Below are 13,835 nucleotides of genomic sequence, written 5' to 3' on the forward strand. Positions count from 1 at the left end.
CTAATACACCAACGGTAAAGATACAGTTTTACTATCTCTAGCAGAATAATATGCAGCAATTAACAACTCAAGAGATTTCAACCCCTCTCTACCATCAGTTTCAGGCTCAGCTACTCCCCGCATTGTATCAATTACATTTTTGTAATAAAGTGGATGACCAAAACCGTATACAGAGGTTGTTTCATAGTTTGCAGATTCAACTTCAATATCATAAGCTGCTGGCTCAGAGAACTCCCACTTCTGAATTTCATTCACCGCTACTCCTCCAATACGGACTGTACCATTTTCTCCAAGAACTGTAATAGAACCTTCTAAGTTTTTAGAATATGTGCACATGGTAACAGCCATTGATCCCAATGCACCATTTCTCCAACATACATTCATTACACCTGTATCTTCTACTTCTATATTTCTATTTGTAGATGTTATACATTGAATATCTGCAATAGGCCCTATCAACCAATCCATTAAGTCAACATAATGGCTGGCCTGATTCATAAAAGCACCACCATCAAACTCCCATGTTCCACACCATTTGGCACGGTCATAATATTCCTGAGGCCGACACCAGAATACGTTAATATGAACCATATAAATCTTGCCAAAGCGATTTTCTGATATCGCTCTTTTCAGTAGTTGAAGTGTTTTATTTCTACGGTTTTGCTTTACAACAAATAGACGCACCCCAGCTTCATCACAAGCTTTTACCATTTGCAAACCATCATTCCATCGGGTTGCCATAGGTTTTTCGCTCACTACATGAACCCCAGCTTTAGCTGCCTTAATCGCATGTTCAGAGTGTAACCCACTTGGTGTACACAGTACCACCACATCAAGCTGCTCATTTAGCAATAACTCATCTAAATTAAGATATCCCTTTACTTCATACTTGCTTGTCTTTTCTTCAAGTATTGAGGGTGCAATATCACAGACAGCAACCAGCTCTATATCTTTTTTATGCTTATGAATAGCTTCAAAATGTTTACTGGATATTCGACCACAGCCAATAATTGCCATGCGAATTTTCCGTTCATTTATTTTTTGAAACATCAGAAAACCCTCATGCTTTAACAACATTATCAGCGGGATCAAGGTATATCCCGCGAGTATCGACAATCAGTCCTGCATTTTTTTGTATCATTGGAAAATCAAAAGCATCATGATCTGTTGCAAGGAGAATGCAGTCATATTCAGAAATAGTATCAGGTGTTAGCTCCACACTTGACAGATCAAACTGATAATCACGAAGCTTTGGAAAGATGGGTACATGAGGATCAGAATAATCAACCAAGACTTCTTTTTTAATCAAGCGATCCATTAAATCAACCGAGGGTGATTCCCTCATATCATCAACATTCTTTTTATAAGCAACACCTAATACCAGAACCTTAGAGCCTTTTAGAGGCTTACCCCTATTATTTAGAGCATCTGTCACCTTATCAATCACAAATCTCGGCATTGATGTATTAATTTCCCCTGCCAGCTCTATAAAACGTGTATGCAAACCAAATTCTTTAGCTTTCCAAGTCAAGTAAAATGGATCTATTGGTATACAGTGACCACCTAAACCAGGTCCAGGGTAATAAGGTGTAAAACCAAATGGCTTCGTTGCTGCCGCATTAATCACCTCGTGTATATCAATATCCATACGGTCTGCAACTATTTTCATTTCGTTGACTAAACCAATATTAACTGCACGATGGATGTTCTCCAATAACTTGGTCATTTCTGCTGTACGAGTTGATGTTACTGGCACAACTTGATCAATAGCTGCTTCATATAAGACAATGCCCACTGACTGGCAAGCCTGTGTATGTCCTCCACAGACTTTTGGAATCATATGAGTTGCAAAATGCGGGTTGGCAGGATCTTCCCTTTCTGGAGAATAAACTAGAAAGATATCCTCCCCTACAATAAAACCTGACTCTTCCAGCCTTGGCAATAGTTCTTCCTCTGTTGTTCCTGGGTAAGTAGTACTTTCTAAAGAAAGAATCTGCCCCTTTTTTATGTGAGGAATGAGTGAATCCATAGTACTTAATACAAAGCTCAAATCTGGCTCACGGTATTTATTAAGTGGGGTTGGAACGCAGAGGATAAGAGCATCAGCTGCTGATATTTGTGAGAAATCAGTTGTTGAACGAAAAAGACCTTTTTTTATAGCAGTATGCACTGCTTCAGATGAAATATGCTCTATATAGCTTGAACCATCATTCAGTTTATCTACTTTAGCTTGATCAATATCAACACCAATAACATTGTATCCCTCATCAACATAACGAAGTATTAATGGAAGGCCCACATAACCCAGGCCAATAACAGCAACTACAGCCTTTTTACTTTTTATTTTTCCAATTATTTTTTTTTGATAATCCATATCTTTAATACGTCTATTTATTGAGTACACAGCCCGAAATATTCACACCTGCTAGCTCTAACCGCTGACCAGCCTCCACCACCTGTTTAACAGATATACCCTCTGACTGAATAACCATTAAGGTTATATCACTTTTACTTCCTACAATAGCCGCATCAGTTGTTTCCAAAACAGGGGAAGTATTAATTAACTCGACTTTAGAGTTACCAAAGAACAATAGTACGATTTTCATCTGAAATCGGTTAATAGCAACCATCTCCAAACAAAATACAAAGATGGTTGCTATGCTCACTTCAGATCATAAAGAGATCCTCCGGGAGCTTGCCTTATATACAACGTTTCTTGCTTCAGCGCTATCCCCAACAGCAGTACCTACGTTCTGCGAACTTCTTTTTGGCTGCATGCTATCCGGGCAAGGCTTTGTCACTCAGGCGCTGTTATCTATTAATAACTTTCAATGCGTATGGAGCAGTTACCACCATTGGCTCTCTCAAGGCAAGTGGCGGTGGAGGAGCCTCGCATGCCGGCTCATTCAGCTGGTATGCTCAAAAGTACCACGGGGTGAACTTATCAACATTGGTCTTGATGATTGGGTGGTGGAGCGTTTTTCTGACAAGGCTCCCGCTTGCCGAACCCATCACCAGCACAGTAAAAAAAGGAACCGGCCAACGTATATCTGGGGACAATGCTGGGTATCCCTGGCTGTTGTATTTGAGCGGGCTAAAGATGAAGTATTTACTGCCATCCCTGTGCTTTCCTTTCCATCTCCTGCTTCAGGCAATGCCAGTAAGCTAAAAATCGCTGTTGCCATGCTAAAAGTAGTGAGGCAAGAGGTGAAGGTGCAAGGACTGCGCTTGCTGACAGACTGTTGGTATATGAACTGGACGCTAATGCAACCCGTTCTGGAAATGGGCTATGAAGTAGTAGGGCAAATCCCGTTAAACCGGGCATTGTATGCCTTACCGTTGGAGTCCACTGCAAAAAAACGTGGGCGACCCAAAAAGTATGGCATCAAAATGACGCCCCCGGAAGTGGAGAAGCTACCGGAATATCAAACAACCGTAAGAATATACGGCAGATTTCGAAAGATACGTTATCGCACCCGGGTATGTCGGGCTCGCTTCCTGAAAGGCCGCAAGGTTCGGGTTGTCTGGGGTCGGTTTGAAAATGATAAAGGACTGACAGAAAGCCGTATATTCATTGCAACCAATACTGGACTTGAAGGTATAGACATCCTTCGTATTTATGCGAAAAGATGGCCGGTTGAACCCATGTTTCAGCAAATTAAACATTCATTTGGTTGCCGCCAGTTATGGCAGCAAAAGCTGAGAACTCTGTTGCGGTGGATGCATCTGAAGATGGCTGGATACGCATTATTGCAACTGTTGACCGTCTGTAAAAATCAAGCAAGCGTGGGCATTTCAAGGATTCCTTGGCGGGATCAGGATACAACCACCGCTGGCATGCTAAGATTTGCACTCGCAGGAATTATCCCCAGATTACCTATTCGTGAGGGCTGGAACCGATATAGCCAAAAATATGAGTTCAATTTTAATAGTTTGACTGACGGAATAGTCAAAGAAAAGAAAAAAGCGGCATAAATAGCGGCAACAACGCAATAATCAAGAATAATACCGAATCTGAAAAAACGTTTGGATGTATTTTTGCACACAATTTTTAAAATATAACCAAACGTTCATGTCATACTAACTCTAAAGTTAAGTTAATTAATACAACATCATATTTATCTGAAGCCTTTTCTAAAAACAAATCAAAAGATTCACTCATTAACAATTCAGATGGATTATCTGGATATTTTCTTCCAGAAATAACATCTATATTTTTTGCAATATTAATCACTGATAAAGTAGAGCAATCAGCTAAACAGTCGGATAACCCTTTATCATTTATAATATTAAATCTTTCAAAAATCTTTCCATTCCGAATATCAGCATCTACTAAAAGAGTATTCTTTCCTGCTTTTGCAAGCAAAATAGCAAGCTGACTAATAGCATACTCCTTTCCTGTATCTACAAAAGGACTACAAACCATTACTCGATTACTATCCAACTTACTAATTTTAAATAGTAAATTTGTACGCAAAGCCCTGATAGCTTCCAAACTACTATTATTTTCCACATCGTTTTCAATCTTAGCCTGCTTTTCAAAATTTGGAATGACTGCAAGTACATCTATACCCGTTTTTCTTTTAACTTCTTCTGGAGTTCTAAACTTGCTTCTAATTGCTTCACAAGTAAAAACAAGTACTATTCCGAGCATCCCGCCAAGGATAATGGCCATAATCACTATCATTGTAGATTTTGGCCTTATAGGCTGACTATCAACTAGCGGACTTTTAAGCACGAAAAAGCTTGATGCTACCATTTCTTTTAACTCATCAAATGCAGTCTCATTACCTCTTACATCCAGCCTAAAATGACTCATCACATTTTTAATTTTATCTAGATTATCAAAAATTCTTTCTTTTTTCTTACTCAAATAATAGTTATTAATTGCATTTAAAAAAGCAATCGAAGCCATTGAATCTTCCGAAGAATAGGCTATCTCAATAATACCTGCCCCTCTCGCCTTTTGCTTTACTGAGAGGTTATCAATAATATTGCGAACATCCATATCGGAAAAAGTAAAATCTTTTTTACTTTCATCAATTACCTTATCAATAAAACCTATACTTTTAATTTCTTCCACATCTGATGCTATTGCTGTACCACGGATATCCTTTATATCCAACATAGAATAAATCATCGGCTCTATATTAGGGTCAACTTTTATTTCTGTACTTACTCTATAAACAGAATCTACAACCGAAAGGTATAAGCATGCGCCTAATAAACATGTTAATACAGATCCTATAATCCATTTTTTACCATTTAATAAAATAGAAACTATATCAGATAGACTGATCATATCATCATCTATCATAGGCGCCCGAAAGGACTCAGTGTGTTTTTTCATAAACCAAAATACTTTTCAATTTTACGAGCAATTTTTTTCAAATTTCAGAACAGTAACCATTCACATTGATCGTACTACTGAAAAAATATATCCCTACGCTACCGCTCGAGGAAACTGGCTGTACGCTTGCCCGAGCACTATCCCAAAGGCTCGACACAGATGACAGGTACAGCTCTGTCACTGCATAATCAGGCTGCATAGAATAGACGCAGCCTACAGATTGTAGATACCAGATAATAAAAAAGCTGAAAAAGGAAGACGTTTACCGGAAACCCATGCAATAGTTTATTGATTAAAACATCAAAAACTGCATTGTTACTTCATGACATCTGTATACGACAACTTCCATTTGTCCAGTTTTATTATATTTATTATGTATTTATAGTATTACGAATTTATTTCCCTGCGACAAGCGTCTTTTTATTTTTTTTCATACTTACTCGCCCTCAATACCTTCAATAGGTGCTACGGTTCCCCATTCCCTGCACCCTGGACACTGCCAGTACATTTCCTTACTGGTGAAGCCGCAGGATGAGCAGGTAAATACTGGCTTTAGGGCCAGCATTTTTTTTGTGAGTTCCTGAAATAGATGAAAACTGTCTTCTTTATCAGCTCTACCCAATAACTGTTGGAGCTCAATCAGTTTATTCAATCCACTCAGGGTAGGGCGTTTGCAAAGCTGTTCTGTCAGAAAGCCAATAGCGTACTGCTCCCCCCTGTCAGCTTCCAATAACCGGGTCATAGCCAGGATTACTGCACTACCAGGCTTTTCATTAAGGCATTTCGCCAGATAGGCACCCAACCCTTTAAAGTTAGGCATGTTGTTATAGCTGCGTTCCAGTAATGGTATTGAAAGCGGTATATACCGTATATCCTGCTTGGCTATTCGCTCAAGGGCACGTACAGCATCACGATAACCGCCTTCCTCATACTCCATTCGCCCTAGCAGCAAACTAGCCCTGACACAATTCTTATCACGACCGAAAGCGCTTTTAATATAGCGACGGGCCGACACTCTGTCATTGCTGTTCAGGTAACCTTCAGCCTGCTCACAATAGTAAAAGGCCAGCGTCTTATAGTAAGAAAAATCCTGGTTGCGTCTCAGACTCTCGGCCACATCAATAGCTTTTTGCCATTCCTTTTCCTGCTCATAAATCTTTAACAGCAGTTGCAGCGCCTCTTCCTTGAACTCATGGCTATGACCAATCAAGTCTGTAAGCATGGCTTCAGCTCGATCCAGCAACCCAGCAGTCATATAGTCTTTGGCTAGCGCCAGCTGAACTTTTATGGATTGCGCAGTGGTCAGACTGGGTCGAGCCAGAAGATCCTGATGGACTCTGATAGAGCGCTCCACCTCCCCTCGCTTACAAAATAACGAGCCAAGAGCCAGATAGGTATCAACCGTATCACTGTTAATATCCAAAGCACCAATAAAGGTCTCTATGGCCTCATCAGGTTGCTCATTTAACAGGTAATTCAGACCAACAAAATAGTCTTTTGAAACAGGGGAGCTTTCATGCCTGTCAGCACGTTTAACACTGTATCGCCCTAAAACATAACCAATCAATATTGCTACAACCAGCAAAATCAGCAATAAAATATCAGGCATCCGTGAGCCCTTTCAGCGAGCTGCTCCGTAATTTTTGTAGTTCTTTATCCCGCCTGGCAAGCTTTCGCATCAGGCTTGAGTTTTTCAATTGAAGACGGGAGATGGATACCACAGAAACAATTATTCCTACTACCCCCCCGGCTATAAACGACATGACAGCAAGGCTTGCTGTCTTTATGGACATCAGATCCCAGCCCAGCAGTTGTAAATGAACCTCACTGGTGTTTGATGTAGCGAAGCTGACCATAAACACTAACAGGATTAACAGCAAAACCAATAACAGACCACGCTTCATCCATACTACCAACGCTGTCATCATGGCAATTCTCAACTCCCCGGCACATCATTACATTAACAACAAAAATACTGTATCTGTGTTCAATAACAACCATTATGCATTTCGGGAGTTATTTACCCGATCCCGCATATCTTTACCCGGCTTGAAATGAGGGACATACTTTCCAGCTAACTGCACTGTTTCACCCGTCTTCGGGTTTCGGCCTGTTCGCGGTGCACGATAATGGAGTGAAAAGCTGCCAAACCCCCTTATTTCAACGCGTTCACCACATGCCAAAGCCTGTGACATTTGATCAATAATTGTTTTGATTGCCAGTTCAATATCCCTGACAGATAGCTGAGGTTGAAGCTCCGCTATCTGTTCAATTAGCTCAGACCGAGTCATAGCCATTTTCCTTTCCCTGCCACTCCCTGAAAATAGTACCAATTCAGCCAGTCACTGCGAGTTTCTGCCATCCTGAATAATCCATAACAAATCTCCGGATTATCATGCCAGAACCCCAGAAAGCCTATCCAATGCCTCAATTACAGGCTGTAACTGGTATCTGGTAAAAACCAGAAACTTCTACACTAGCTAACCCCTATCTATAAATCAAGCAAGCCATTGATAGCTATAAAAAAACCGCGGGAAAACCCGCGGTTTTTTTATGCAGTGCCTATTCATATAGAATAAGCACTTGCAAACAAGCTCTTTCGAACTTATTTACCTTCCATCTGAGCCTTGATCAGGTCACCGATGGTGGTAGGGCCAGAAGCTTCTACTTCCTGCTTGCGCAGTTCTTTCATAGCTTGCTTCTCTTCAGCCTGATCCTTCGCTTTGATGGACAGACTGATGTTGCGGTTCTTGCGATCGATGCTGATGATGCGAGCCTCAACTTCATCGCCTTCTTTCAGGACGTTAGAAGCATCTTCAACGCGGTCAACACTGATTTCGGAAGCCTTCAGGGTAGCCATCACGTCTTCAGCCAGCTCTACAGTAGCGGCTTTAGCGGATACTTCCTTAACAACACCCTTAACAATAGAACCTTTCTCGTTCAGGCCAGCGTAGGCATTGAACGGATCTTCGGACATCTGCTTGATACCCAGGGAGATACGCTCACGCTCAGCGTCGATAGCCAGGATCAGCGCTTCAACCTCTTCACCCTTACGGTACTGGCGAACAGCTTCTTCACCGGCTTCGTTCCAGGAGATGTCAGACAGGTGAACCAGACCGTCAATACCGCCATCCAGACCAATAAAGATACCGAAGTCAGTGATAGACTTGATCTTACCGGAGATGCGGTCACCCTTGTTGAAGTTTCCGGAGAAATCTTCCCATGGGTTAGTCTTGCACTGCTTGATACCCAGGGAGATACGACGACGCTCTTCGTCAATATCCAGAACCTGAACTTCAACCTCATCACCCAGGCCAACAACCTTGCTTGGGTGGATGTTTTTGTTAGTCCAGTCCATTTCGGATACGTGTACCAGACCTTCAACGCCTTCTTCCAGCTCAACGAAGCAGCCGTAGTCAGTCAGGTTGGTTACGCGACCGGATACACGGGTACCTTCTGGGAAGCGCTTGGTGATAGCAACCCATGGATCTTCACCCAGTTGCTTCAGACCCAGGGATACGCGGTTACGCTCACGATCGAACTTCAGGACCTTAACATTGATTTCATCACCAACGTTTACGATCTCGCTTGGATGCTTGATGCGCTTCCAGGCCATGTCAGTGATGTGCAGCAGGCCGTCAACACCGCCCAGATCAACAAACGCACCGTAGTCAGTGAGGTTCTTAACGATACCTTTAACTTCCAGGCCTTCCTGCAGGGAGCCCAGCAGCTGTTCACGCTCAGCGCTGTTTTCAGCTTCCAGAACGCTACGACGGGAAACAACAACGTTGTTGCGCTTCTGGTCCAGCTTGATAACCTTGAATTCGAGCTCTTTGCCTTCCAGGTGAGAAGTGTCGCGAACCGGGCGAACATCAACCAGAGAGCCGGGCAGGAATGCGCGGATAGTGTTAACGTCAACAGTGAAGCCACCCTTGACCTTACCGCTGATAACACCCTTAACGATGTCTTCTGCCTCGAATGCTTTTTCAAGCTCACCCCAGGCTTCCATACGCTTGGCTTTTTCACGGGACAGACGGGTTTCACCAAAGCCATCTTCAACCGCATCCAGGGCCACCTGGACTTCATCACCCAGGGCGATAGTCAGTTCACCGTTTTCATCCTGGAACTGAGCCTTGGGGATAATACCTTCAGACTTCAGGCCTGCATGCACAGTGACCCAATCGCTATCGATATCAACAACCACGCCGCTAACAATAGCGCCTGGCTTCATTTCGATATTTTTCAGGCTTTCTTCAAAAAGTTCAGCAAAGCTCTCGCTCATGATCTTTCCTGTAACAACATACTCACAATCCTGTCATCAGAGATTTCTTTTGCTCAGGACTGCTCATAGTCCACACTGCCAGCCAGTGTGGGTTGGCTTAATCGGGTGTGATAGCTGGAATGCTGGCTGTCTGCCGACTTCACACCATCGTAAAATAAATAAAGCAGGTTATACCAGGCCGCGCTGACGTAGCTCCGTCATGACTCTGTCAAAAACCTCCTGAATGCCAATCTGGCTGCTATCAATGACAATAGCCTCATCTGCCGGCTTAAGAGGTGCTACAGACCGGTTGGTATCCCGCTCGTCTCTGGCCTTAATATCAGCCAAAAGACGATCAAAACTACCATCAATACCTTTCGCTTGCAACTGTTCCATGCGTCGCCTTGCCCGTTCCTCGGCACTGGCTGTCAAGAAAAATTTGGCACTGGCATTGGGGAAAACCACGGTTCCCATATCACGGCCGTCACAAATAAGACCCGGCAGGGTGGCAAAATCCCGTTGCCGTTGCAACAATGCCGCCCTCACCTTGGGCATGACTGCAACCTTTGAAGCCATGGCTCCCACCTCTTCAGTGCGCAGATGGACTCCCACCGACTCACCTTCCAGTATAATCACCAGACTGTCACTACCTGGCTGAAACTGAACATCCAGTTGAGCAGCCACTAGAGCCACGGCACTTTCATCATCAAGGTCAATCCCGTGATTACTGGCCGAAAGCGCCGTTAACCGATAAAGTGCACCACTGTCTAATAACTGCCAGCCCAGGGTTTTAGCCAATAAAGCTGCGATGGTACCCTTACCGGAACCGCTAGGCCCGTCAATGGTGACTATGGGTGCAGAAACCACTTCACTACTCACTCATTACTTCCTTCAACAGAAACCGTCATGCCTGCCTGTTCAGCCAGCATGACAAAATTAGGAAATGAAGTGGCCACATTAGCACAGTCAAGAATACGAATCTCACCTTCTGATTTAAGGGCCGCTACGGCAAAGGCCATGGCAATACGGTGATCACCACAACTATCTACCGTACCACCAGACATCTTACTACCATGAATAATCATGCCATCGGCCAATGGCTTGGCTTCCACTCCGAGGATCTGTAAGCCGTCCGCCATAGACTGAATCCGGTCAGATTCTTTAACCCGCAGTTCCTCTGCACCTCTCAGCACAGTCCTGCCATTGGCACAGGCGGCTGCCACAAATAACACCGGAAACTCATCAATGGCTACAGGAACCAGCGCCCGGGGAATCTCAATCCCCTTAAGAGGCGCCGATTTAACCCGGATATCCGCCACCGGCTCTCCGCCCACTTCCTGCTCATTGGTGAGTGTAATATCAGCGCCCATCAATTTGAGGATCTCAATAACACCGGCACGGGTAGGGTTGATGCCCACATGGGTCAGCACAATATCAGAACCTTCCGCAATACTGGCCGCCACCATAAAAAATGCAGCGGAAGAAATATCGGCAGGCACATCGATATCAGTGGCAATTAATGAACCACCGCCGCTTATCGAAACAGTATCATCTTTAACCTGAACCGGATAACCAAAGCCTGCCAGCATGCGATTGGTATGGTCACGAACAATACCCGGCGACTTAACAGATGTGGTGCCCCTGGCATACATACCCGCCAATAGCAGGCAGGATTGCACCTGCGCCGAAGCCACCGGCATATCATAGTGAATGCCCTTGAGAGTACACTGCCCTTTAATATTCAAAGGCGGTGTTCCACCTTCTGCCGTTTCAATCCCGGCCCCCATATGGGATAAAGGCTGAGTCACACGTTTCATGGGACGCCCTGATAAGGACTCATCACCCGTCAATGTCACATCAAAAGACTGGGCCGCCATCAAGCCTGCCATTAATCGCATGGCTGTTCCGGCATTACCTAAATATAAAGGCTCAGAGGAAGGCTTCAGGCCATGCATGCCTACCCCGTGTACCACCACCCTGCCATTATCCGGGCCTTCGATGACAACACCCATGTTTCTAAATGCCTGCAAGGTTGCCATGGCATCTTCGCCCTCAAGAAAACCATCAATAACCGTGGTTCCCTCAGCCAGCGCTCCCAGCATAATTGAGCGATGGGAAATGGACTTATCCCCGGGCACCCGCAAATGACCGCACAAGCTACCTCCCGGCCCTGCCACCAGGCTTTGCATTTTCTCTTTACAACTGGCCATATACATCCGTCTTGACAATAACGTGGCAAAGTGATTCCTTGCACTTCGGGCACGTTCGAAAATTCCTGATAACGCGCTGCTATCACCCTTTGCAATAGCCGTACGCAATCGATTCAGCCCTTCAGAGAAGGTATCTATTGACTCCAGCACAGCCTCTCTGTTGCTCAGGGCAATATCATGCCACATCACCGGATCACTGCCTGCAATCCGGGTAAAATCCCTGAAGCCCCCGGCAGCATAACGAAAGATCGCCTGATTCTCAGGCTCTCCCGCCAGGGTGTCCACCAGCGAAAATGCCAGATAATGCGGCAGATGACTGGTCAAAGCCAGCACCTGGTCATGATGCTCCACCTCCATACAGCTCACCCGGGCCCCGCAAACTTCCCACAATTTTTTCACCACAGCCACGGCTAACGCATCGGTATGGGAAAGCGGGGTCAGCAAGACATTGTGGGCCACAAAAAGATCATCCCTGGCGGCAGTCACACCGCTTTTTTCTGATCCGGCAATGGGGTGACCGGGCACCAGCATTGCCGGAATCTCCTGAAAAGCAGCCAATGCTGACTTGACAAAAGCCCCTTTACAACTGCCGGCATCGGTAATCATTTTCCCGGAGAGCTCCAGCCCTGCCAGTTGCTTCAATAATGGCTCCATCGCCAGCATAGGCACTGAAAGCATAATCACGTCAGCCTGGGACACACCTTCAGATAGAGAGTTCGCACCCTGATCGATAATCCCCAACTCACTGGCTTTCACAATACTGGAGGGTTGCCGGTCAAAGCCAATCACAGACCGACAAAATCCGGACTTCCTTAACGCTCTGGCAAAGGAGCCACCAATAAGTCCCAGCCCAACTACCAGTACAGAAAGCTGTCCGGAAAATGATTCGGGATTATTATCCGCCACTTACAAGACCGCCTCCAGCGCGTCAAGACAGCGTTGATTTTCTTCCGGCAATCCCACAGAAATACGCAAATGCTGAGGCATACCATAGTTACCAACGGGTCGAACGATAACCCCTTGGGCCAACAGCTCTTCATATACCGGCAGAGCATCACATCCCATATCCACACAAATAAAGTTTCCTGCTGAAGGAATCCACTTGAGTCCCAAAGCATTAAACCCTGTGGTCAACTGAACCAAGCCCTCCCTATTCAGTACCCTTGATCGCGCCAAATACTCATCATCCGCCAGGGCAGCCAAGGCAGCCGCCTGCCCCAGGGAGTTAACATTGAATGGCTGCCTTAACCGGTTGAGAATATCCGCCACCTGCGGGTTGGAAATGGCATAACCCACCCTGCATCCTGCCAGGCCATAGGCTTTTGAAAAGGTTCGGGTCACCACCAGATTCGAATACTGATCTATAAGGGCAATACTGTTGTTGCTGTCAGCGTCAGCGCTATATTCAACATAGGCTTCATCCAGAATAACCAGCACATGGGAAGGCACTTTATCCAGAAACCATCTCAGCTCGGTTTCATTAAAGTGAGTGCCTGTGGGGTTATTAGGGTTGGCAAGAAATACCATACGGGTATCCTCACGAACCGCATTTGCCATGGCTTCCAGGTCATGCCCCCAGTTAATGGCTGACACCACAATACCTTCTGCTCCTGTAGCACGCACCGCCAGGGAATAAACAAAGAAGGCATACTCTGAATAGACCGCTGAACACCCCGTATTCAGGTAACATTCCGCCAGCAGTACCAGTAGGTCATTGGAACCATTACCGAGGGTAATCTGTTCCATTGGCACATTCAGTCGCTCTGCCAATGCCTGCTTTAATGCAAAGCCATTGGCATCAGGATAGCGTGATACACTGGCCATGGCATTATTGACTGCAGCTGTCACCACTGGCGACGGCCCCAGAGGATTCTCATTACTGGCCAGTTTGACAATCGAAGTTTCATCCAGCCCCTGTTCACGAACCAGTTCCTCGATCGGCTTACCCGGCTGGTAAGGTTGCAGCGATTGAATAGCTGGCAATGCCTGTCCAATAAAATCACAGGACATAAAT

General features: G+C 45.0%; 12 protein-coding genes. 1 reads left to right on the forward strand and 11 read right to left on the reverse strand.

Going from position 1 to position 13,835, the window contains the following annotated elements; genetic code table 11:
• From MJ595_RS18890 to MJ595_RS18900, 3 genes are read right to left on the reverse strand one after another with little or no spacing between them, the layout of a single operon-like run.
• Nucleotides 1-1,050, reverse strand: coding sequence for a Gfo/Idh/MocA family oxidoreductase (locus MJ595_RS18890; protein WP_263079622.1), 1,050 nt, complete (start codon nucleotides 1,048-1,050; stop codon nucleotides 1-3).
• Nucleotides 1,051-1,060: 10 nt separating this feature from the next.
• Nucleotides 1,061-2,374: a nucleotide sugar dehydrogenase gene (locus MJ595_RS18895; RefSeq protein WP_263079624.1), complete on the reverse strand. Its 1,314-nt coding sequence runs from the start codon at nucleotides 2,372-2,374 to the stop codon at nucleotides 1,061-1,063.
• Between the two features lie 13 nt (nucleotides 2,375-2,387).
• A complete protein-coding gene (locus MJ595_RS18900) occupies nucleotides 2,388-2,630 on the reverse strand; it encodes a hypothetical protein (RefSeq protein ID WP_263079626.1) in 243 nt (80 codons plus the stop codon).
• Nucleotides 2,631-2,649: 19 nt separating this feature from the next.
• On the opposite strand from MJ595_RS18900, the gene MJ595_RS18905 reads away from it, so the two are divergent.
• Nucleotides 2,650-3,975 (forward strand): transposase, encoded by a 1,326-nt coding sequence (locus tag MJ595_RS18905; RefSeq protein ID WP_263078492.1) that lies wholly within the window; start codon nucleotides 2,650-2,652, stop codon nucleotides 3,973-3,975.
• 100 nt (nucleotides 3,976-4,075) lie between these two features.
• On the opposite strand, the gene MJ595_RS18910 is transcribed toward MJ595_RS18905, so the two are convergent.
• The 8 genes from MJ595_RS18910 to hisC form a co-directional block, all read right to left on the reverse strand.
• Nucleotides 4,076-5,317 carry a Wzz/FepE/Etk N-terminal domain-containing protein gene (locus tag MJ595_RS18910; protein ID WP_263079627.1) on the reverse strand — a complete coding sequence of 414 codons (1,242 nt, stop codon included), beginning with the start codon at nucleotides 5,315-5,317 and terminating at the stop codon, nucleotides 4,076-4,078.
• 469 nt (nucleotides 5,318-5,786) lie between these two features.
• A complete protein-coding gene (gene lapB / locus MJ595_RS18915; protein WP_263079629.1) occupies nucleotides 5,787-6,959 on the reverse strand; it encodes a lipopolysaccharide assembly protein LapB in 1,173 nt (390 codons plus the stop codon).
• On the reverse strand, nucleotides 6,952-7,278 hold the full coding sequence (locus MJ595_RS18920) for a lipopolysaccharide assembly protein LapA domain-containing protein (protein WP_263079630.1): 327 nt from the start codon (nucleotides 7,276-7,278) through the stop codon (nucleotides 6,952-6,954). The genes lapB and MJ595_RS18920 overlap by 8 nt, the downstream gene beginning before the upstream one ends.
• 72 nt (nucleotides 7,279-7,350) lie before the next feature.
• Complete coding sequence (ihfB, locus tag MJ595_RS18925; RefSeq protein WP_263079631.1) at nucleotides 7,351-7,641, reverse strand: integration host factor subunit beta; 291 nt, start codon at nucleotides 7,639-7,641, stop codon at nucleotides 7,351-7,353.
• 314 nt (nucleotides 7,642-7,955) lie between these two features.
• Nucleotides 7,956-9,632, reverse strand: coding sequence for a 30S ribosomal protein S1 (rpsA, locus tag MJ595_RS18930; protein ID WP_263079632.1), 1,677 nt, complete (start codon nucleotides 9,630-9,632; stop codon nucleotides 7,956-7,958).
• 168 nt (nucleotides 9,633-9,800) lie between these two features.
• Nucleotides 9,801-10,490 (reverse strand): (d)CMP kinase, encoded by a 690-nt coding sequence (gene cmk / locus MJ595_RS18935; protein WP_263079633.1) that lies wholly within the window; start codon nucleotides 10,488-10,490, stop codon nucleotides 9,801-9,803.
• Nucleotides 10,487-12,727, reverse strand: coding sequence for a bifunctional prephenate dehydrogenase/3-phosphoshikimate 1-carboxyvinyltransferase (locus MJ595_RS18940; RefSeq protein ID WP_263079635.1), 2,241 nt, complete (start codon nucleotides 12,725-12,727; stop codon nucleotides 10,487-10,489). The genes cmk and MJ595_RS18940 overlap by 4 nt, the downstream gene beginning before the upstream one ends.
• A complete protein-coding gene (hisC, locus tag MJ595_RS18945; protein WP_263079638.1) occupies nucleotides 12,728-13,831 on the reverse strand; it encodes a histidinol-phosphate transaminase in 1,104 nt (367 codons plus the stop codon).
• Nucleotides 13,832-13,835 lie beyond the last annotated feature (4 nt).

Source organism: Endozoicomonas sp. Mp262, from assembly GCF_025643335.1.
Lineage (GTDB): Bacteria > Pseudomonadota > Gammaproteobacteria > Pseudomonadales > Endozoicomonadaceae > Endonucleibacter.

What these genes read in the sequence shown, in the direction of transcription:
- rpsA (WP_263079632.1), bottom strand. Translation starts at nt 9,632, where the DNA reads ATGAGCGAGAGCTTTGCTGAACTTTTTGAAGAAAGCCTGAAAAATATC.
- MJ595_RS18905 (WP_263078492.1), top strand. Translation starts at nt 2,650, where the DNA reads ATGGTTGCTATGCTCACTTCAGATCATAAAGAGATCCTCCGGGAGCTT.
- MJ595_RS18920 (WP_263079630.1), bottom strand. Translation starts at nt 7,278, where the DNA reads ATGATGACAGCGTTGGTAGTATGGATGAAGCGTGGTCTGTTATTGGTT.
- MJ595_RS18910 (WP_263079627.1), bottom strand. Translation starts at nt 5,317, where the DNA reads ATGATAGATGATGATATGATCAGTCTATCTGATATAGTTTCTATTTTA.
- MJ595_RS18890 (WP_263079622.1), bottom strand. Translation starts at nt 1,050, where the DNA reads ATGTTTCAAAAAATAAATGAACGGAAAATTCGCATGGCAATTATTGGC.
- ihfB (WP_263079631.1), bottom strand. Translation starts at nt 7,641, where the DNA reads ATGACTCGGTCTGAGCTAATTGAACAGATAGCGGAGCTTCAACCTCAG.
- MJ595_RS18895 (WP_263079624.1), bottom strand. Translation starts at nt 2,374, where the DNA reads ATGGATTATCAAAAAAAAATAATTGGAAAAATAAAAAGTAAAAAGGCT.
- hisC (WP_263079638.1), bottom strand. Translation starts at nt 13,831, where the DNA reads ATGTCCTGTGATTTTATTGGACAGGCATTGCCAGCTATTCAATCGCTG.
- MJ595_RS18900 (WP_263079626.1), bottom strand. Translation starts at nt 2,630, where the DNA reads ATGGTTGCTATTAACCGATTTCAGATGAAAATCGTACTATTGTTCTTT.
- lapB (WP_263079629.1), bottom strand. Translation starts at nt 6,959, where the DNA reads ATGCCTGATATTTTATTGCTGATTTTGCTGGTTGTAGCAATATTGATT.